Source organism: Ralstonia sp. Ralssp110 (assembly GCF_047325135.1).
Lineage (GTDB): Bacteria > Pseudomonadota > Gammaproteobacteria > Burkholderiales > Burkholderiaceae > Ralstonia > Ralstonia mojiangensis.
This window is the reverse complement of the sequence record NZ_CP168609.1, coordinates 1324144-1343014: the sequence shown is the minus strand read 5'-3', so window position 1 is coordinate 1343014 and position 18871 is coordinate 1324144. Positions and strand designations below refer to the sequence as shown.

Here is an 18871-nt window from a genome sequence, read left to right as displayed (position 1 = left end):
GCCGTCATTTTTGCTATCCCAAGCAAGGAGACTCACCATGAGTATCTTCAGCAAAATCAAGCACGCCTTTCAGCACTTGGGCGATGACATCGCCAAGGTCGGCAAGGGCATCGCCCACGCCGCCGAGAGCGTAGGCAAGAACCTCGTCCACGACGTGGAAGCCGTCGCCAAGCAAACCGCAGCCCTGACCAACGACCTGGTGCATCTGCGCATTCAGAAAGCGCTGCACGACGCCGTGGGCGTTGGCGAAGCCACCTTCAAGGGCCTGCGGGATCTGAATACCGCGGCCTTCGACGTGGCTGAAAAATCGCTGGAAAACGCCCATCTGAGCAAGGGGCTGGACAAGGCCCTGAGTAAGGTCGACAAGGCCCGCGGTTTCGTCAACGACATCGCCGACCGCACGGTCAAGGGCATCGGTGACAGCGTCAACGGTTTCGCAGACAGCAGCATTGCCGCCGCCAAAGCTGCTGCGCATGGTCACTTTGGTGAAGCGCTGGGCGATATCGGCTCTGCCGCTGGCAACGCCGCACAGTTGGCCTCGGACCTCACGCCCGAAGGCTTGGCCGCGAGCGCCGCCGTGGCAACACTGCAGAAGACGCACCTGGGCGGTACGGTGGTCGACTCTGTGGTGGAAGGCGCCCTGACCGGCGGCCGCAGCGGCCTGAAGGATGCGGTCAAGCTTGCTGCCAAGGAAGGCACCAAGGCCGAGGCCGGCGCCCAGGCACAGAAACTGTTCGACAAGGTGAGCGGCAGCGGCAATGGCACCGGCGGCATGCTGCTCGGTGCTGCCGCCGCAGGCGCTGGCGTGGCAGGAGACTTCCATGCCTCGCGCAAGACCCGTCATGCCACGCAACCTGAAGCGCACTACGCGGGCACGCAACATCAGGCCGTCGCAGACGGCCACGAAGACGCGAGCCGCAAGGGCAAAAAGAAGCACGAGGCCGAAGTCGACTCCAGCAACGGCAACGGCAACGGCAACGGCAACAACAAGGCTCAACCCAACGGCGCCGACCCCACCGGGCAGGATGCGCTTCTGGAGCTGCAACTCCTGCAACAGCAGTCCGCGCATCAACGCATGCTGAACGCCATCAAGTCGAACGGCAACGACGACGATGATGACGATGGCGACGACGTCACCTCCAAGGCCCCCGTATCGGCGCCGCAGTCCTCCGGCTCGAGCCAGGTGAACGCTAGCGTCAGCGCCGGCACCCACGCCAGCACGTCGACGCATAAGAAGGCTGCATAAGCCACTGCTTGCGTTTGTTTCACCTCGGCCCCGCGCGATGTTTGCGTGGGGCCGTTGTTTTCCACTGTCGGTGCGATGCCACCGTCGTGCACCCCTCGCCTCGAACTTCAATCTCTTCGATCCACCCATTCCGCCGCCCTTCGCAGACGCCTGCGCGTTCAGCAGTTGTGGACCGCTGCACAGTGAACTGAAACCGCGGCTGGCGTCAGGGGCCGGCCACAGATTCGAGTTGGACCTCAGCAAGATGGCGGAGAGCGCCAAGGGAACGGGTACGCACAGGCGTCTTCTGGCGCAATTGGCCACGCGGATTGCGCACGACCCAACCGGCTTCCCATCGCACAGCACCAGAGTGGGATACGTTTGTGCAGTAAGACGCCACCGGGCTGTCAAACCGCCGCTGACCGGATTGCCGGCGAGCACGAACGACAAGGCCTCCCGTACGGAGGCCTTGTCGTGACTACATTGGCAAAAGCGCTACAGCGCCACCACACGCGGTGTCAGCAGAAACAGCCGCTGAAACCGCTGGCCCGTCGTCTGGTCATGCCGGAACAGCGCCCCCAACAACGGGATCTTCGAAAGCCCGGGCACCGCATCCACACCCTTGGTCTGCTGGTCTACCGAGTAGCCGGCAATCAGCAGGCTTTCGCCTTCGTTGATGAGCGCCTGTGTGTTGATCTCGCTCTTGTTGACCACCGGCAGGTTGCCGACCATCTGACTGGTGATCTGGCCATCCTCAATATGGATGTTCATGCGAATGCGCGAGGTGCCGCCATCGGTCACCACCATCGGCAACACGCGCAGCGACACGCCCGCCGAAATGCTGTACAGATCCGCCGACTGATACCCCGCAACCGGCACGTAGAAATTCTGCTTGCTGTCCATGATGGCCTCGGTGTTGTCGAGTGTGGCCACCTTGGGGCTCGCGGTAATGTGCGCCTGGTTGGTCTGCTGCAGCGCGCTGATACGCGCCATCAGGTAACGCGATGCCCCACCGATCACGGCGGTCAACACACCACCCGTCGGCGTAGCGGCAATGGCGGCGGCGGCGTTGGCTGTTGTGGATACCGCATCGAGCGAGCCCGGATTGGCCAATTGCGTGTTGGTGCCGTAACCGGTTTGCATGTCGACGTGGCTGTTGTGCAGACGCCAGTCGACACCGAGGTCTTCCAATGCGCTCTCACTGATCTCGATGATGCTGGCGCTGATCTCCAGCACAGCCGGGCGCGTGTCCAGCGATTCAATCAACGATTGATGGGCCGCCATGCGGTCAGCGCGGTCTCGCACGAGCACCGAATTGCTGCGCGGGTCTGCATGGATGATCGGGGCGCTGCCGCCGTCTTCCTGGAAGGCATCCGTGCGGCTGCGGCTTTCGCCGCTGGGCAACGGTGCCACAGAACCGCCGCCGGCATATTGGCCGATACCGCCAGGCGGCAGCGGCGCTTTGCCGCCACTGCGATCCGTGCCGCTCAGACCTGAAAGCGCGCGCGTACCACCACGGCCTGCGTTGGCCTCGCCAGGGGCGACGCTGTCGACACGGCGGTCACCGCCGCGCTGCGGCGTGTTCTCCGTGCTCGGTGCGTTGTTGCCGTACATACTGTTCAGGATGGATGCGACACCACGAATGGTGATGGACTGGCCGTCCACCAGCATGGTGTGATCCGTGGCCCAGGCATAGCGCAGCGGGAAGGTACGCACGACGGTGCGGTTGGCATCCTCGCGGCCACGATCGATCAGGCGTGCGATGTCCTGCACGAGCTCGACCAGGCGCGGCGGCCCGGATACGACTACGCTGCCCGTTTCGTCGTCGTACAGCACCGGAAAACGCGGGTCGGTCACGCCCAGGCGCGTCAGCGCACGCTTGACCTGCGCGGTGGACGCGCGCTGCAGCGCGATGGTGGCGCTCTGCGCTTCGTTGGCGCCCGTCACACGCAGCACGGCGCCGTCGTAGTACCAGGCAAAGCCGAACGTGGCAGCCATGCGATCGAGAAACCGCTGCGGCGTTTCATTGAAGTTGCCCGTCACGCTGCCCTCGACCTGCGGCGAAATCCAGGTCATGACATGCTGGCTGGCGCCGAGGTCTCGCAAGACATCCTTCACGTCTTTGCGGTCGGCCACGTATTCAAATTTTTGCGACTGCCACGGGATCACCGCCGCAGCGGCACTTCCGGCCAGCGACAGCACCGCGATGGCTGCGGCCATCAAGCACCGGCACGCGGCCAGCACGCGACCTTTCCGGCCCGCAATTCGAGTCAGATGCATGGTTGCACTCGTGAGAATGAAGAAGACAGACCGCACCGGCGCGCGGTCAGGCGATACAGCGCCCGCGGCTTAACGCCAGATGGTTTCCGATGGCGCTTCGTTGAACTGCTTGCGATACCCCTTGACCAGCGCGGAGCGGCTGCGGATGCCCCAACGCGATGCCGTATCGATGATGTTCGATGGCCCGCGCCCCTCGTCCAGCAAATCGGAGCGGATGCCCTCCAGACGCAGGCGCCGGATAACGGAGCTGGGCGACATGCCTACCGCGCTCTTGAACGCGAGCTGCAGCGCGCGCTCGGTCACGTTGATGTGCGCCGCCACCTCACGCGTGGTCAGGTCGCTGCGCTCAATGTTGTCGAGAATGTAGTGATACGCGCGGCGGTACTTGGCAGACAGCCGCGCGCTCACGTCATCCGATGCACGTGACGCGGCGGGCGTGGTCTGGCTGACGCGGCGCACGCCGGGCGATTCGGTGCGCAGGCAGCGCAAGGCGTCCTGCATATAGGCGGTGTAGTACTTGAGCGCGCCGGCTGCGTCGCCACGCTGCGCGGCCATCTTGGCGCGGCAGTAGAGGTAGTCGAAATTCCAGCGGCGCGCGCCGAAAGACGTATCGCGATTGCAGATCTGGTCATACACCTTGCCGGCCACGTCGTGCTGCTCTCCGCTGAGCGCTGCCAGCACAACCTCCACCTTCGTCTGCATCAACAGGCGACTTCCCATGCGGCGCGATTGCCCGATGATCGCCATGAGCGGGTCGATTGCCGCACGATCGCCATCGGCCATGCGACGCAGCAGGCTCAGGTACTCGGCGCGGCGATGGATCATCGCGGGCACATTCGCATCGTGCTTGCCGTTGGCGGGCCACCCGTCGCGCCCGCCCTGGTGGTGCAGCATCGCGGCGCCCACTTCGGCGGACTGCCAGAACGCGTGTTCCAGCAGGCGGTTGGAGCAGCGGATGCCCGCCTGCACCGCAAACTCGTACACGACAAGATCCAGCGTAGCAAGCCAGCCGGCATCATTACGCTCCGTTGCAATGGCGCGAGCCGATTGCAGCGCCTCGTCTGCTGCGTCCTGCTGACCAAGCTGGTGATGCACGAGGGCCAGGCCCATCATGCCTTCGACGCGCTGCAGCCATGTCGCGCCGTCATCGTCGGCCATTCGGGAGAAGCAGCCTGCCGCGGCCGAATATCGATCGCGCAGCAGCGATTGCCAGCCCATGTTGCGGCACGAGACCACGCGCAGTTGATCATCCGAATGGCGGATCAGACGCTGCGCGGTGCGGAACGCTTCTTCGGCGTCTTCATCGCACTCCAGCAGCATCGATGCATCGGCCATGGCCAGCACCCCGGCGTAGTCCCCCGCCTCCTTGCCGTGCAGGCCGCCATGCTCATCGACCAGTTGATACGCGCGGTCGAAATCCTCCGCGAAGACGGCCTTCGCATAGTCCGGCAGGCGCTCGCGTGCTGCCAATCCGGAGGCCAAAGCAAAGTAGATGTTTCCCAGCATGTCGACGCTCCCGTGTCAGAGATTGCAGCTCGCGAGGGGCGGGCCGCTTGGTGTTGATTTCCTAAGGACATCCTAAGAAATCGCTGCACCGACAATCTCAACAAAGCTTCGTCAGGCGCTGAACAATACTCACTGCAGATTTTTCGGTTTTGGCGACGTGCCGTCGCCCACCAGTCCGTTCTTGACCCGCTGCAGCAACTGGCTGTATGTGAGCGTGTCCCGCACCTGGCTGGACATCGCCACCACCAGCGCCGTGACCATGAGGATGGCCACCGCGCCCTTGATGGGCTGGCCCAGCGACGCGGGCTCGAGCTTGTCTGCCGCGCGCGAAAGCAGCCCGATGCCAGCGTCGATGAGGAACAACGTCATCATCACCGGCGCGGCCAGCTTGACGGCCGTAGAGAAGATGGAATCGGTTTGCTGCAGCAGAAAACTCTCGGCCACCGCGCTCATGTCAGGCAGCGTCGCGCCCAGCGGCCACCAGTGGAACGACTCGAACACCACGCCCAGCAGAAACAGCATGCCACCCGCTGCATAGAACAACGTCACGGCCAGATTCAGCAATGTGTTGCCGATGGGCGTGTTCTGATCACCCTGCAACGGGTTGCTCATCTGCACGTTATTGAAACCCGCCATGTTGTCGACGATCGTGCCTGCCGTCTGCGCAACCCAGAACACCGTGGACGCCGCGTAGCCGAGGCACGCGCCCAGGAAAATCTCCTTGCCCGCCAGCAGGAACCACCGGGCCGCGCTCAAATGTTCCGCCACGGCGGGTGGCTGCGCCGTCGCCACGATGATGGCGAGCGTGTAGACCACGCCATTGCGTGCGGTGCCGGGCACAGACTGATCGCTCGTGGCCGGCAGGATCGCGAAGATGGTCATGATGCGCACGCACGACAGCGCGAGCAGCGCAAGGATGACCTCCGCGCTTTCATCAAGATCAAACCAGGCGTGCAGAACGGTATCGATGGCTTCCATATGCGGGCGTGAATATCGTCAGAATGTTTCGTCATCAAGCCGCTGCGCGTGGGCGCGGACGCGCCAGGATGGCCTCCACGGCCTCTTCCTCGGTGGCAAGCTCGCGCTCGGTGGCTTCCTGCTGGTCGATCCGCTCTGCGGTCTTGCGGCATTGGTCGAGCATGGCATCGAGCCGCGCCAGGGCCTGGCGGCGCGCCTTGAGTTCGGCTTCGCGTTCGGCTACGGCGGCGTGCGCGGCCGCCACGTCGTGCTCGGCCTGCACGACCGCGTCGTCCAGCTCGCCGCGAAACGCGTCGTAGCGCAGGTATGCGTCGGCCAGCAGCACGGGGGCGGCAATCAGCTCATCCATGCGGCCGATATGGCCGCGCAGCCGCTCGTGCGCGCGCTCGCACGCGGCTTCGCTGTCTTGCGCGGCGGCTTGTGCATCCGCCACGGCTTGCTGTGCGATAGCGATTTCCGCTTCGACACGACGGCGCTGGCGCGTTTTGGCTTCGATCAGCGTGTGCCATACCGCGGAGCGCTTGCGCTTCATGTCTGGCCCACCTCACTCAGCAGCCGATATGTCTCATCGGGGCTGCACCACTCGTCGGTGCGTTGGCGCAGGAAGTCTTCCATCCATCCGTTCCATTGCACGGCGGTGTCGGCCACGGCATCGCTGCCTTCCTTGTACTCGCCCATCTGCAGCAGGGTCTCGACTTCGTTGTACTTGGCGAGCAATTGGCGCATGCGGCCAGCAGAGGCGCAATGGTCGGCCGGCGCGACTTGCGTCATCACACGGCTCAGGCTGTTCAGGATGTCGATGGCCGGATAGCGATTGCGCGCCGCAATGTCGCGCGACAGGATCAAGTGGCCATCCAGAATGCCCCGCACTTCTTCGGCCACGGGGTCGTTACCGGATTCGTCTTCGGCCAGCACGGTGTACAGCGCGGTGATGGAACCCGTGGCGCTCATGCCGGCCCGCTCGAGCAGGCGCGGCAACTCGGCAAACACCGACGGCGGAAAGCCGCGCCGCGTGGGCGGCTCGCCCGCGGCAAGGCCGATCTCGCGCTGTGCGCGGGCAAAGCGCGTGAGCGAGTCCATCATCAGCAGCACACGCAGGCCCTGGTCGCGGAAATACTCGGCGATGGCGGTGCCCACATGCGCAGCCTTGGCGCGCTCCACGGACGATCGATCGGACGTTGCACACACCAGCACGGAGCGGCGCATGCCTTCCTCGCCCAGGATCTGCTCGATGAATTCGCGCACCTCGCGGCCGCGCTCGCCAATCAGCACGATCACGTTGACGTCGCATTCGGTGCCGCGCGCCAGCATGCCGAGCAGCGTGCTCTTACCCACACCGGCCGGCGCAAAGATGCCCATGCGCTGCCCTTCCGCCAAGGTGGCCAATCCGTCGATCACGCGCACACCAGTGGCCAGCGACTGCTCCACCAAGCGGCGCGACATCGGGTCAGGCGCCTGCGCAAACACCGGCACGTAGTCGTACACATCCAGTGGCGGGCCGCCGTCGGCCGGTCGGCCCAGGCCATCGAGGACGCGGCCGAGCAAGCCAGGCCCGATTCCGACCGAAAGCGTGCGCCCGCTGGGCACCACGCGGGTCGAGCGCGATAAGCCCACCACGCCGCCAAAGGGCGCCAGCAGTGCAAAGTGCTCGCTAAAGCCGACCACCTCGCCTTGCTGAAGCGCCGTGCCATCCGGTGTGGTCAACGTGCACAGTTCGCCAAGCTTGACGTCCACGCCGCCCACACGCAGGAGCGTGCCCGTCACTTCCACGACCTTGCCAAGCCGCTGGACGGGCGCCACGCTACGGATCGCCTCGTCCATGGCGTCGATCAGCGCGGCCTTGGTCATGCCGCATCCTCGTCAAAGCCGCCGTCGTCATCTGCGAAGCCTGCGTGCGGATCGGCATGTTCGAGAGGCTTGCGCCTGCGCGCTGAAAGCGCCTGTCGCAGCGCCGCCAATTGCACACGCAGGCTCGCGTCGGCCACGCCGTGGTCCCATTCGCATTGGCAATGCCCGGGCTCCGCGCGGTCGTCGCCCAGCACCTCGAAGGCAGCGTTGAGCGAGCCCGTCTGTACGGCCTTGGCGAAGGCGGCGCGAGCCGGTTCGATCTCGTCTGCGCACACGCGCACCGTCAGGCGCGCCTGGCTTTGCAGCACGCGGCCGAGCGTGGCGGCCACGCGCGCGAACAACGCCTGGCGATCGGATTCCAGCACCACATGCTCGACCGCCTGCATGACCGTGGCGATCAGGCGGTCTTCCTCGCGGCGCGTGGCCTCGTCATCGTCGTACGCGCGCGCGGCCATGGTCGCGTGAAAATCCTCCAACGCACGCCGCTGGCCGGCGGCATAGCCAAGCTTGGCGCTGCGCTGCGCGCGCTGTTCGGCTTGCCTGAGCAACTCGTCGGCATTGGCCTGGGCTTGTGCGACGACGGCTTCAGCCTGGGCGTGAGCCTGCGCCAATGCGGCCTCGCGCGCCTCTTCCACGGCCCGCCACGCGGCATCCAGCTCGACCACGTGCCCGTAGTCTTCCGCACGGATCACGTCCGAGCTGACGCCGAGCGGGGCATCGCGCCTCAACCAAATAACCATGACAACTCCGGAAAGAGAACGGGCAACGTTGCCATGAAGGCTTCGGCTTGCGTTTCAGCGGTGGGAGTGCCGGCGCACGGCGGTACCGGCGCTTGCATGCCGATCGTCAGGCGCATCAATTGCGCGAGCGACGGATCCGACACCGTACCGTCGGCAATCAGGGCATGCAGGCCCGCTTCAGCAAGCTGCGCCAAGTCGAGTGCGGGCAGCGGCCCACCAGCATCTGGCGCCCGGTGCTCGCGTTGCGTCAAAGCGGTGAGGGCTGCCTCCCCCAACAGACCGGCAAGGCCGGCGAGGTAGGCACCGTCGATGCATCGCGCCAACGCGGCGCGCCGGCCGATCAGCATGCGGGCAGCCAGCACGCGCTGGAGATCGTCCTTATCCAGCACCGCCAGGCGATGCGCATGCGAAAGCAATGTCGGCAAGCCCACCTGGCCCACACCCAGCGCGATGCACACCTGGCGCCAGTCTTTGGCTGCTGCCGCCGGCACATCGGCTCCTTGCACGGCCAGCACCGATGCATCGCGCACGTGCGCAAGCCCATGCAGCCGCTCTTGATACGCGTGCAACATGCGCAGGATCATGGCGGCGGCCGGATCGGGTGCGGCGTTCGTGCGGTTCATGCTGTCGCGCGCTTCTTCCAGCGTGCCGGCAACTTGTCTTCCAAGCGCGCGCGCGCTGCGTCAAGCCGGGTCCGCACAGCAGACAGCCGGGTCGCGGCACGCCACAGCAGGACGATCACACCCAGCGCACCCACCACGGCCGCGAGCGTGGCCCACGACACACCGGCGGGCGCGCGGCTGGCGGCATCGGTGCTAGGCGCATCTACGGTGCCTGGCACCAGCGTGACACTGACGTTCTCATAGGTGAGCCCCTCCACGCTGTGCACGACCAGGTTCTTGATGCTGGGGACCAGCGAAGATACGTTGGCGCTCGGGCGGTATTTGATGAACACCGACGCGCTGGAAGGCTTGACCACGGTGGCCAACGGATCGTTGTTGGGCAGCACGATCTGTACGTTGGCCACGGCCACGCCATCAATGCGCGAGAGCGTTTGCGAAAGCTGCTGTGATACGCCGTAAATGAAGCGCACCCGCTCTTCCGTGGGCGTAGAGATGAGCCCGTCCTTCTTGAAGATGTCGCCCAGGCTCGCGTACTTTTCATGCGGCAGGCCGTGGCTGTGCAGGACTTCCATCGCGCGGGCGAAGGCATCCTGGTCGACCATCACCGTCCAGGTCTTGCCGTCGTCGGGCGAATTTTTTTGCGCGTCGATGCCGGCCTGCAGCAGCACGGTCAGCATGTCGTTGGCGTCAGCCTCGCTCAGCTGCGCAAAGAGCTGCTTGTTGCAGCCCGCCAGCAACGCAGTCAGCACAAACAGCAGTGCCAGCGCGCCGCGCCGCATGCGGCCGGATGGAAGCGCGGTCCGCATCATTGGTTCCGCATCAAGGTCTGCACGGCGTTCTTGCCGGAATGCGCAATGGTGCTGCCCAGATGGATCTTCGTCATGGTGGCCGCGCACTCCATTTGCACGCGCACGCCTTCGGCCACCACTTCCTGCACCGACATGCCGCGTTCGGCCTCGGTCATGGCCTCCACACGCGCCATCGACGCCTGCACGGCGGCATCTTCCTTTTTGACCAGTTCGCCCACGGCCGAAGGCGCCTTGCTGTGGTGCTGGCCGTGCTTGGCGTTCTGCAGCATGGATTCGAAGCGAGCGACAAGCTCGGGCGCTGGCGTGGCAGCTTCAGCCGGGGCGATGCCGGTACCCGGCGTGCCGGCAGTCACCGGCGGAATGGCGGTCGGACCTTGGATCATGGTGGACTCCGGGAGGATGGTTAGGCGCGGGTGAAGTAATGCGCGCTGTGGTAAGCGCTCAAATCCACACTCTCTGCGGCGGGCGCCGCGGTGGGGGTGCCGAACGTGCCGGCATCCATTTCTTCCTGAACACCGATCAGCGTGCGCACCAGCGCGACGGAATCGGGGTCTTCGTCGCGCGCGAGCACCTCGTTGGCATATACGTGCCACTCCTGATCGCCCAGGGCATTCAGACACAGGGCCATCATGGCCGAGGCAAACGGCACCACGCTCTCGGCGCGCTCGCCGTTGTGCAGTTCACGCAGGATGCGTGCGGCGTCGGCGTATTGATGGCGGCCCACCAGCAGCCAGCCTTCCACCAAGTCGAGTTCGCGAAAATTCGGGCGCAGCGTGCGCAGCGCAGTCAGCAGCGTTTGCGCGTTGTCGAACTGGCCGCTGCGCGTTGCATACATCAGGACTTCGAGCAGCCCGCCCAGCAGGCGGTTGCTACATTGAATCGGTTCCATATCGCAGGGTTCTCCGTGTCGGGTCATGTCGATGCCGGCATGGGTGCACCGGCCGACCTCGGGTGGAACCATAGACGCCCGCATGCCGCGCGCCGGCCAGCCGCCCCGAAAAAGAGCGCCCGACCCCGAAGTTAGCCAGGCCCTGTGCGTCAGTACGCACAACGCAAGACCGCCGACTTTCGCGTCGCCCCGCCCTTGCCCTCCTCCTTGTCCTTTCCCTGGTTTCGGAACGGCGCATCCGCCTTCGCTCAGGCGCCAAGCGCGTAGCGCCCGCGTCTGCACAATGCGTCGCATCGCTACGGCACCGTACGCCGCGGCCTCCTCCGTCGACACCCAGGGCACCGCCATGTCGGACGAAAAAACCGAAGAGCCCACAGACAAGAAACTCAGAGATGCGCACAGAGACGGCGAAACCGCCAAGAGCGCCGACCTGATCGCCGCCGTCGTGCTGCTGGCGGGCTGCCTGCTGCTTGCCATGACGGCATCGCTGCTGGGCGACCGCTGGCGCGCGCTGGTCGACCTTGCGCTGGATGTGAACAACAGCCGGCACCCGGCCATGACGCTCAAACAGACACTCGGCCACGTCGCGCTTCAGCTGGCGCTGATGACGCTGCCGCTGAGCCTGGTGTTTGCGCTGGTCGCATGGATTGCCACTTGGGGGCAGACGGGCATCGTGCTCTCGACCAAGCCGCTCGAACTAAAGATGAGCGCCATCAACCCCGCGTCGGGTCTGAAACGCATCTTCTCCATGCGCTCGATGATCGACCTGCTCAAGATGCTGGTGAAAGCGCTCGCCGTTGGGGCCGCGCTGTGGAAGCTGGTCCTGATGCTGCTGCCAACCATCGTAGGCACGCCGTATCAGCCAGTCATGGATATCGCGCAGATTGGCATGTCGATGCTGGTGAAGCTGCTGGGCGCAGGCGGTCTGCTGTTCCTGCTGCTCGGCGCGGTGGACTTTGGCATCCAGCGCTGGCTCTTCATCCGCGACCACCGCATGAGCAAGGACGAAGTCAAGCGCGAGCACAAGAACAGCGAAGGCGATCCGCACATCAAGGGCCAGCGCAAGCAGCTGGCACGCCAGATGGTGGACGAGGCCAAGCCCAAACAGAGCGTGGCCGGCGCGCAAGCCGTGATCGTCAACCCCACGCACTACGCCGTCGCAATTCGCTACGCACCTGAAGAGTGCGGCCTGCCGTGCATCACCGCCAAGGGCGTCGACGACGAAGCCCTGAGGTTGCGCGAAGAAGCGCAGGCGCTGGGCATTCCGATCATCGGCAACCCACCGCTGGCACGTGCCCTGTACCTCGTGAAGCTGAACGACCCCGTGCCCGAAGCGCTGTTCGAAACCGTGGCCGAGGTGCTGGCCTGGGTGGGCGAGATCGGCGCGAAAGACACCAGCGCCAGACACACCGGCGCAAGCCCTTCCATCTTGAACTGAGGCATCCGATATGGCCAAGAAGACCGCCGTCTCTGAATTCAGCGGCGAAATCGGCATCGCCGCGTTGGTGGTTGCCGTCATCGCATTGATGGTGCTGCCGCTGCCCACCGTCCTGATCGATTCACTGCTGGGGCTGAACATCACGCTATCGGTCGTGCTGTTGATGGTGACGATGTACATCCCCGCGGCGACATCGCTGTCGGCATTTCCATCGTTGCTGCTGTTCACCACGCTGCTGCGGCTCTCGCTGAACATCGCATCGACAAAATCGATCCTGCTGCATGCAGACGCAGGCCACATCATCGAGAGCTTCGGCAAGCTCGTGGTGGGCGGCAACCTGGTGGTGGGTATGGTGGTATTCCTGATCATCACCACTGTGCAATTCATCGTGATTGCCAAGGGTTCCGAGCGTGTGGCCGAGGTCGGCGCACGCTTCACGCTCGATGCCATGCCCGGCAAGCAGATGAGCATTGACGCCGATCTGCGCGCCGGCCACCTGAGCGCAGACGAGGCCCGCAAGCGCCGCGCGCTGCTTGCCATGGAAAGCCAGTTGCACGGCGGCATGGACGGCGCCATGAAGTTCGTCAAGGGCGATGCGATTGCCGGTCTGGTCATCACGCTGGTCAACATCCTGGCCGGCATCGTGATCGGGATCACGTATCACGGCATGACGGCCGGCGAAGCCGCCAACCGCTTCGCCGTGCTGTCGATCGGCGACGCCATGGTGTCGCAGATTCCTTCGCTGCTGATCTCGGTCGCGGCCGGCGTGATGATCACGCGCGTGTCTGACGATGACCACGGCGCCAAGCCAAGCTCGCTCGGCAAGGAGATCGTGCGGCAGCTTTCAACCAGTGCACGGGCCATGTTCACCGCCAGTGCGTTGCTGGCAGGCTTTGCGTTGGTGCCGGGGTTTCCGTCGTTTCTGTTTATCGCGCTGGCAGGTGCGGTCTTCGCCTTTGGCTATACGTTGCGCAAGCGCCTGAACACGGGCAGCACAGCCGACACCGATACCCTGCCCGCGCTGCTGCGCGAAGGGTCCAAAGACAAGGCACCGACCATCGCCGACAAGGCCCCGTCGTTCACGGCACCCCTGGGGGTTCGTCTGGGCACGCGGCTGGCAGAGGGACTCGACATTCCCAAACTCGATGCTGCATTCCAAAGCGGGCGGCACGCATTGGCTGAAGAGCTAGGCCTGCCCTTCCCCGGCATTGCCGTATGGAAGAGCACCGCGCAACCCGAAGACGCCTATGAAGTGCTGGTGCACGACATCCCGGGTCAGCCGGTGGCGGTGTCCGACGGAAAAGTATCGGTATCCGACCTGCCGGAACCAATGCGCGCACAACTGGAGGCGGCCCCGGATACCGCGCCTCACGCTGAACAGGTGATTGCAGATCACGTCGTGCACGTGCTGCGCAAGCACGCGCATCTGTTCATCGGCCTGCAGGAAACGCAGTGGATCATGGAACGCGTGACCACCGAATACCCCGGTCTGGTCACCGAGGCGCAGAAGGCCGTGCCGGCACAGCGCATGGCCGACGTGCTGCGCCGCCTGCTGGAAGAGCAGGTGCCCATCCGCAACATGCGCGCGATCCTGGAAAGCCTTGTCATCTGGGGCCCGAAAGAAAAAGACACGTTGATGCTGGTGGAGTACGTGCGCGGCGATCTGGGGCGGCAGATCGCACACCAGGCCACGTGCGGCTCACGCAAGATGCCCGCCATTCTGCTGGACCAATCGGTGGAGCAGACGGTGCGCCAGGCGATCAAACCCACGCCGGCAGGCAACTTCCTGACGCTCGATCCACAGCAGGTCGACACCATCGTCACGCGGCTGGAACACATGAGCCGCACCGCACCGCAATCGGGAGCAGCGCCGGCGGGGGCGCTTGCCATTGTCACGTCCATGGACATCCGCCGCTATGTCCGCCGCATGATCGAGCCGCGATTGCAGGCGCTGAACGTGTATTCGTTCCAGGAACTGGGCGCATACGTTGATCTGCAGCCCGTGGGCAAGCTCACGCTGTAAGCCGCCATGACCACACCCGTACGCCTGTGGCGAGCCCCGCCCATCGTCCATCCGACCACACCCGTCCGGCGCCCCGTAGCGCAACGCAGCGCAGACGGGCGAACCGGCATGCAGACCGAGTCCTGCGCGGGTGAAAGTACCGCCTGGATACCGCTCGATGCGTACGGCGACGCTGCATGCGAAGACACCGCCGAGCACGAACCGCCCACGCAAGACCACGCCGACGCGCAGCCCGATGAAGCGCAGCCCGAGACCCCGCCGCTGCACACCTCGGCCATGGCCAGCCGCCTGGTGCGCACGTGCTCCGAGATCAGCGTGGGGAGCACCGTGACGGAGCATCTCGCGCAGCTGCTCTCCAGGTTCTGCGGCTCCCGCGTTGTGAAAGCCAACAGCGAATGCTGGGAAGTCACGCTTGATCTCGACCCCCGTGTGCTGCCTGACACCCGCCTCACCCTGCGCCTTTCGCCCCACACGCTATGGCTTCGCTTCCTGGCGGCACACCCACGGGCGCGCGACTTACTCTCCGAGCATGGCGATGCGCTGCGCCAACGCATCCACGTTTTGCTGGAGCAGCGCATCGATATCGAACTCGAAGTGTGGTGACCGTTGCCACACCCCACCCGACACCTCCCGCCGACTCGCTATGGACACCGGGCTTACGCCATCCCCGCTCGATGCGCATCTGCGTGCCTTCACGCCAGCCCAGGCCGCGTTGACACGGCTGATCGGCACGCCGTTTCCGGATGACGATGGTCGCCACTGGCAACTGCGCGCCGTAGAAAACGCGCCGCCCATGCAGGCGCCCGTGCGATTGGGCATCCGCTCATCGCTGTGCGCGGTCGACGTTGTGGTTGAAGGCGCCAACCACCCCGCGCTCCACGCCATCGCGCACGAAGCCGATGCGCAACGCCGCGCGGCGCTTGCCGGGCTTTGGCTGACGCCGATGCTCGACACGCTGTCTGCCGCCGGGTTGGGAGATGCCGCCCTGGCGACGTTCGCACCCGAACACAACGATGCGCAACGTAGCGATCGGCCTGAACTGCCGATGCGGCTGGATGGGCCACATGGTGAAACGCCATGCCGCATCGCCACGCTGGATTGGCATGCCGCCCCGCCCGCACCACCCATGGCCGATCGCAACGCTGTGATTGCGCAACTTGGTGTTGTCGGTCTGCCGGTGGGCGTGCGTATCGCCAGCCGTCGGTGCGCAACGCACACCCTCTCTTCGCTTGCAGCCGGCGACGTTCTGCTCGGCTGGGGCCAGCACGCCTATTGCCCCGACACCGATGCAGGCGCCGTACGCCTGACATGCGGCGACAGCCGACGCGCCCACTTCACTGCCCATGCTCACTACAAGGAAGGCACCGTGACGATCCTCGATGTTCCCACGCTCGCTGACGACGACACCATCGCCGCGCACGACACCACACCCGACAGCACTGACGGCATCGCAGTAGGAGCATTGGAAGTGCCGGTACATCTTGAGGTGGCCGTGATGAGCCTGCCGCTGGCCGAGCTGGCTGCGCTGGCACCCAGCCATGTCTTGCAGTTGCCCGTCTTGCTGCGCGATGCCACGGTACGCCTGGTCTGCCATGGCCAGACGCTGGGCCACGGCCAGCTCGTGGCAGTGGGCGAACACCTCGGCTTGCAGATCTCCGCCATGAGCGCGCGCCATGCAGAACATTGAATTCGCCTCGCTCATCATTGCGGCGGTTGCCATTGCACTGTTGCCGTTTGCCGCCATGGTGGTCACGTCGTACACCAAGATCGTGGTCGTGCTCGGCCTGCTGCGCAACGCGCTCGGCGTGCAACAGGTGCCGCCCAGCATGGTGCTCAACGGCATTGCGATGATCGTGTCGTGCTTCGTGATGGCCCCGGTCGGCATGGAGGCGATGCAGCGCGCCCACATGCAGCTCAATGATTCCAGCGCGAACGTCAGCCAGGTCATGCCGCTGCTCGATGCCGCGCGCGAGCCGTTCCGGCAGTTCCTGGACAAGCACACCAACGCACGCGAGAAAGCGTTCTTCATGCGCTCTGCGCAGCAGCTGTGGCCCCCCGCCAAAGCCGCGCAGCTCAAGGAAGACGACCTCATCATCCTCGCGCCAGCCTTCACGCTGACGGAGCTGACGGCGGCGTTTCGCATCGGCTTCCTGCTGTATCTGGTCTTCATCGTGATCGACCTCGTGATCGCCAACCTGCTGATGGCGCTGGGGCTCTCGCAGGTGACGCCCAGCAACGTCGCCATTCCGTTCAAGCTGCTGCTCTTCGTGGTGATGGACGGCTGGTCTGTGCTGATTCACGGCCTGGTCAACACGTATCGTTAATGGGGCCGCCATGGACTACGACAACATCACGCGTCTGACCAGCACGGCGCTCATGCTGTGCCTGCTGGTGTCTTTGCCCGCCGTGGCGGTGTCCGCCATTGCCGGGCTGCTGATTTCGTTCGTGCAGGCCGTGACCTCGCTGCAGGACAGCAGCATCTCGCACGGTCTGAAGCTCATCATCGTATCGGTGGTGATTGTGGTGGCTGCGCCCTGGGGAGCGGCGTCGATCCTGCAGTTCGGCAACACGATCCTGCAATCGCTCTTCCAATAGGGGATGTCATGACACGTATCTCCGCTTCGACGCCCAACGTTTTCTCTCTGCCCGATCCGGCACCGGCACAACCGCCGAACACGGCTGCTCCGCACCATCGCAAGCACCATCGGCATGGCGTGCATGGACACCACCATGCGGCCGAGCAGTTGGTCGAAGAGCAACTGCACCATCACAAGCACATCGCGCAGGTCGCAAAACGCGTGCGCCGGCCCCGCACGGGCAAGCGCAGCGGTGCGGGCTCGCCCGAAGAGCCGATCACCGACAGCACGTTCGAAGAATTGCTCCTGATGCTGGAGGAGCATGCGCGCAAGGTCGAGCCCATGGTGATTGGGCTGTCATCCCGGCAGGACCAGCGCGACGGCGATGACGAACAGTCGCGAGACCACCGCAGCGCCCAGGGCCGCCGTGCCCTGTTGCTGCAGTACTTGCAGGAACAAGCCGCCGAGACCGATTCCGCCTCCCCGCAGAAAGCCGGGGCCGCCGCGACCGGCGCGTTACCGGCCGACACGCCGCTGTCCGAGCTGGAGTCGTCCAGCTACCAGCGGCTTGAACAGGAGTTGCTTGCCGTACGGCACGCCATGCATACGGGCCACCCGATGCCGCTGCGCATGGCGTTCGACATCCTGCGCAGCTATCTGAAACAAGCGCCTATTGAAGGCATGCCAGGCACGCTGGCCGCCGTGAAAGACCGGCTGCTGGCAACCACCACGCCACAACACGCAGCCGCCAGCGCACTGACCGACCGCGAAAAGACATTCAACCTGCTGTTTCCGCTCTTGCTGCTGAGTCCATCGCGGCCGCGCATTGGCCGCGAGCGCGGCGAAAGCATCGCACGCAGCAGCGCCGTCGCGCGCCGCTGGACAACTGAAATCTGGTCTTACCGGGCGGGGCTGGGTCTGGCCCTGCCTCCGCTTCCTGATCCTTCCCCGCAATCACCATGAACAAGCACATTCGCGTGTTGGCAGGCGCGCATGCCGGCGCATGCCTCGACCTGACTCCGGGCCGCTGGACGGTAGGCCCCGACGCACAAGCCAGCATCCGCATCTCTGATTGGGCGGGCGATCCGCTCGCGCTGCTTGTCGATACAGAACACGGCGTCCTGATCGAATCCGACGATGGCGGCAGCACCTGGGCCGACCTGACCCCCCGCCGCTTTGGCGAGATCATTCTGTGCGTCGGACCGGCCGGTGAGGCATGGCCATCCGACCTTGCATTGCTGGAGCGCGTGCTATCGCCCGCAGCCGCAGAGGCTGGCACTCACAGCGTTGCCGCCGCGCAAGCTCCTGCTTCCGACACACCTACGCCCGCCCGGCCCCGTGCACGCAAAGGCTGGATGGGCGTGACGGCAGTCGCGCTGCTGACACCGTGCGCACTTCTGCTGGCATCGACGCGCGAAACATCCTCCGCCGCGCATTCCGCAGCCACGGCACCGATACCGCTGCTGGAACGTGTGCGCACATGCCTAGCGCTGCACCGTATCGACGGCTTGCAGATCGAGCAGCACGATAACGAGATCGTCGTGCACGGCATCGTGACTTCAGCCGCCGAAGAGCTCGCCACACTGCGCGATCTGCGCGCGGTGTCAGCGTCCGTCCACACCGATCTTTCAATCGCGCAGGAGGTCATTGAAAACCTGCGTGAATCGCTGCAGGAACCGGGGCTGCGCATCAGCTATCTGGGCAGCAACCGGTTCTCCATCACAGGGCCAGCCATGCACCCGGAACGGGTTCGTGCAACGGCGGACCATGTGCGCAGCGACCTGGGCGGCAACATCAAGGACATCGCCCTGGATATCACGCAGGCACGCGTGCGTGACCCCAAAGCCGATGCCACGTCCGCACTTTCGGTGGATGAACTGAGCTACATCGAAAGCTCCGACGGCACCAAAGATTTTCTCGCTGCGCGGCGTTAAGG

Annotated in this window: 19 protein-coding genes; 9 read left to right on the top strand and 10 right to left on the bottom strand. The window is 65.0% G+C overall.

Annotated features, from left to right (window positions below):
• Positions 1-37 precede the first annotated feature (37 nt).
• Entirely contained in the window at positions 38-1246 is a 1209-nt protein-coding gene (locus ACEN9T_RS06660) for a hypothetical protein (RefSeq protein ID WP_413705859.1), read from the top strand.
• Between the two features lie 474 nt (positions 1247-1720).
• Here the strand turns inward: ACEN9T_RS06660 and sctC are convergent, their stop codons facing one another.
• From sctC to ACEN9T_RS06610, 10 genes are all read right to left on the bottom strand, one after another.
• Entirely contained in the window at positions 1721-3505 is a 1785-nt protein-coding gene (gene sctC, locus ACEN9T_RS06655) for a type III secretion system outer membrane ring subunit SctC (protein ID WP_413705858.1), read from the bottom strand.
• A 69-nt stretch (positions 3506-3574) separates the two neighbouring features.
• Positions 3575-5011 (bottom strand): helix-turn-helix transcriptional regulator, encoded by a 1437-nt coding sequence (locus ACEN9T_RS06650; protein ID WP_413705857.1) that lies wholly within the window; start codon positions 5009-5011, stop codon positions 3575-3577.
• A gap of 129 nt (positions 5012-5140) precedes the next feature.
• A complete protein-coding gene (sctT, locus tag ACEN9T_RS06645; RefSeq protein WP_092974604.1) occupies positions 5141-5989 on the bottom strand; it encodes a type III secretion system export apparatus subunit SctT in 849 nt (282 codons plus the stop codon).
• A 34-nt stretch (positions 5990-6023) separates the two neighbouring features.
• Positions 6024-6521, bottom strand: coding sequence for a flagellar FliJ family protein (locus ACEN9T_RS06640; RefSeq protein WP_092974601.1), 498 nt, complete (start codon positions 6519-6521; stop codon positions 6024-6026).
• Positions 6518-7810, bottom strand: coding sequence for a type III secretion system ATPase SctN (sctN, locus tag ACEN9T_RS06635; RefSeq protein ID WP_413706605.1), 1293 nt, complete (start codon positions 7808-7810; stop codon positions 6518-6520). Before sctN ends, ACEN9T_RS06640 begins: the two co-directional genes overlap by 4 nt.
• A gap of 23 nt (positions 7811-7833) precedes the next feature.
• Positions 7834-8577 (bottom strand): type III secretion system stator protein SctL, encoded by a 744-nt coding sequence (gene sctL / locus ACEN9T_RS06630; RefSeq protein WP_413705856.1) that lies wholly within the window; start codon positions 8575-8577, stop codon positions 7834-7836.
• A complete protein-coding gene (locus tag ACEN9T_RS06625; RefSeq protein ID WP_413705855.1) occupies positions 8562-9200 on the bottom strand; it encodes a type III secretion protein HrpB4 in 639 nt (212 codons plus the stop codon). The genes sctL and ACEN9T_RS06625 overlap by 16 nt, the downstream gene beginning before the upstream one ends.
• The gene (gene sctJ / locus ACEN9T_RS06620) at positions 9197-10009 is read right to left on the bottom strand and encodes a type III secretion system inner membrane ring lipoprotein SctJ (protein ID WP_092974589.1); all 813 of its coding nucleotides are present in this window, start codon (positions 10007-10009) and stop codon (positions 9197-9199) included. Before sctJ ends, ACEN9T_RS06625 begins: the two co-directional genes overlap by 4 nt.
• Entirely contained in the window at positions 10006-10392 is a 387-nt protein-coding gene (locus tag ACEN9T_RS06615; RefSeq protein WP_024978154.1) for a type III secretion protein HrpB2, read from the bottom strand. Before ACEN9T_RS06615 ends, sctJ begins: the two co-directional genes overlap by 4 nt.
• Positions 10393-10412: 20 nt before the next feature.
• Complete coding sequence (locus ACEN9T_RS06610; RefSeq protein ID WP_092974586.1) at positions 10413-10898, bottom strand: HrpB1 family type III secretion system apparatus protein; 486 nt, start codon at positions 10896-10898, stop codon at positions 10413-10415.
• A gap of 346 nt (positions 10899-11244) precedes the next feature.
• On the opposite strand from ACEN9T_RS06610, the gene sctU reads away from it, so the two are divergent.
• From sctU to hrpD5, 8 genes are read left to right on the top strand one after another with little or no spacing between them, the layout of a single operon-like run.
• Positions 11245-12336, top strand: coding sequence for a type III secretion system export apparatus subunit SctU (sctU, locus tag ACEN9T_RS06605; protein WP_413706604.1), 1092 nt, complete (start codon positions 11245-11247; stop codon positions 12334-12336).
• 10 nt (positions 12337-12346) lie between these two features.
• Positions 12347-14359: an FHIPEP family type III secretion protein gene (locus ACEN9T_RS06600; protein WP_413705854.1), complete on the top strand. Its 2013-nt coding sequence runs from the start codon at positions 12347-12349 to the stop codon at positions 14357-14359.
• Between the two features lie 6 nt (positions 14360-14365).
• Positions 14366-14962: a type III secretion system protein SctP gene (gene sctP, locus ACEN9T_RS06595; protein ID WP_413705853.1), complete on the top strand. Its 597-nt coding sequence runs from the start codon at positions 14366-14368 to the stop codon at positions 14960-14962.
• Positions 14963-15002: 40 nt separating this feature from the next.
• Positions 15003-16046 carry a type III secretion system cytoplasmic ring protein SctQ gene (gene sctQ / locus ACEN9T_RS06590; RefSeq protein ID WP_413705852.1) on the top strand — a complete coding sequence of 348 codons (1044 nt, stop codon included), beginning with the start codon at positions 15003-15005 and terminating at the stop codon, positions 16044-16046.
• Positions 16033-16683 (top strand): type III secretion system export apparatus subunit SctR, encoded by a 651-nt coding sequence (sctR, locus tag ACEN9T_RS06585; RefSeq protein ID WP_045205537.1) that lies wholly within the window; start codon positions 16033-16035, stop codon positions 16681-16683. The genes sctQ and sctR overlap by 14 nt, the downstream gene beginning before the upstream one ends.
• A 10-nt stretch (positions 16684-16693) precedes the next feature.
• Complete coding sequence (gene sctS, locus ACEN9T_RS06580; protein ID WP_024978147.1) at positions 16694-16954, top strand: type III secretion system export apparatus subunit SctS; 261 nt, start codon at positions 16694-16696, stop codon at positions 16952-16954.
• Between the two features lie 8 nt (positions 16955-16962).
• A complete protein-coding gene (locus ACEN9T_RS06575) occupies positions 16963-17898 on the top strand; it encodes a type III secretion protein HrpV (RefSeq protein WP_413705851.1) in 936 nt (311 codons plus the stop codon).
• Entirely contained in the window at positions 17895-18869 is a 975-nt protein-coding gene (hrpD5, locus tag ACEN9T_RS06570; protein WP_092974572.1) for an HrpD5 family protein, read from the top strand. The genes ACEN9T_RS06575 and hrpD5 overlap by 4 nt, the downstream gene beginning before the upstream one ends.
• Positions 18870-18871 lie beyond the last annotated feature (2 nt).

Coding starts and splice junctions, on each gene's coding strand:
- ACEN9T_RS06660 (WP_413705859.1), top strand. CDS start 38: ATGAGTATCTTCAGCAAAATCAAGCACGCCTTTCAGCACTTGGGCGAT.
- sctC (WP_413705858.1), bottom strand. CDS start 3,505: ATGCATCTGACTCGAATTGCGGGCCGGAAAGGTCGCGTGCTGGCCGCG.
- ACEN9T_RS06650 (WP_413705857.1), bottom strand. CDS start 5,011: ATGCTGGGAAACATCTACTTTGCTTTGGCCTCCGGATTGGCAGCACGC.
- sctT (WP_092974604.1), bottom strand. CDS start 5,989: ATGGAAGCCATCGATACCGTTCTGCACGCCTGGTTTGATCTTGATGAA.
- ACEN9T_RS06640 (WP_092974601.1), bottom strand. CDS start 6,521: ATGAAGCGCAAGCGCTCCGCGGTATGGCACACGCTGATCGAAGCCAAA.
- sctN (WP_413706605.1), bottom strand. CDS start 7,810: ATGGACGAGGCGATCCGTAGCGTGGCGCCCGTCCAGCGGCTTGGCAAG.
- sctL (WP_413705856.1), bottom strand. CDS start 8,577: ATGGTTATTTGGTTGAGGCGCGATGCCCCGCTCGGCGTCAGCTCGGAC.
- ACEN9T_RS06625 (WP_413705855.1), bottom strand. CDS start 9,200: ATGAACCGCACGAACGCCGCACCCGATCCGGCCGCCGCCATGATCCTG.
- sctJ (WP_092974589.1), bottom strand. CDS start 10,009: ATGATGCGGACCGCGCTTCCATCCGGCCGCATGCGGCGCGGCGCGCTG.
- ACEN9T_RS06615 (WP_024978154.1), bottom strand. CDS start 10,392: ATGATCCAAGGTCCGACCGCCATTCCGCCGGTGACTGCCGGCACGCCG.
- ACEN9T_RS06610 (WP_092974586.1), bottom strand. CDS start 10,898: ATGGAACCGATTCAATGTAGCAACCGCCTGCTGGGCGGGCTGCTCGAA.
- sctU (WP_413706604.1), top strand. CDS start 11,245: ATGTCGGACGAAAAAACCGAAGAGCCCACAGACAAGAAACTCAGAGAT.
- ACEN9T_RS06600 (WP_413705854.1), top strand. CDS start 12,347: ATGGCCAAGAAGACCGCCGTCTCTGAATTCAGCGGCGAAATCGGCATC.
- sctP (WP_413705853.1), top strand. CDS start 14,366: ATGACCACACCCGTACGCCTGTGGCGAGCCCCGCCCATCGTCCATCCG.
- sctQ (WP_413705852.1), top strand. CDS start 15,003: ATGGACACCGGGCTTACGCCATCCCCGCTCGATGCGCATCTGCGTGCC.
- sctR (WP_045205537.1), top strand. CDS start 16,033: ATGCAGAACATTGAATTCGCCTCGCTCATCATTGCGGCGGTTGCCATT.
- sctS (WP_024978147.1), top strand. CDS start 16,694: ATGGACTACGACAACATCACGCGTCTGACCAGCACGGCGCTCATGCTG.
- ACEN9T_RS06575 (WP_413705851.1), top strand. CDS start 16,963: ATGACACGTATCTCCGCTTCGACGCCCAACGTTTTCTCTCTGCCCGAT.
- hrpD5 (WP_092974572.1), top strand. CDS start 17,895: ATGAACAAGCACATTCGCGTGTTGGCAGGCGCGCATGCCGGCGCATGC.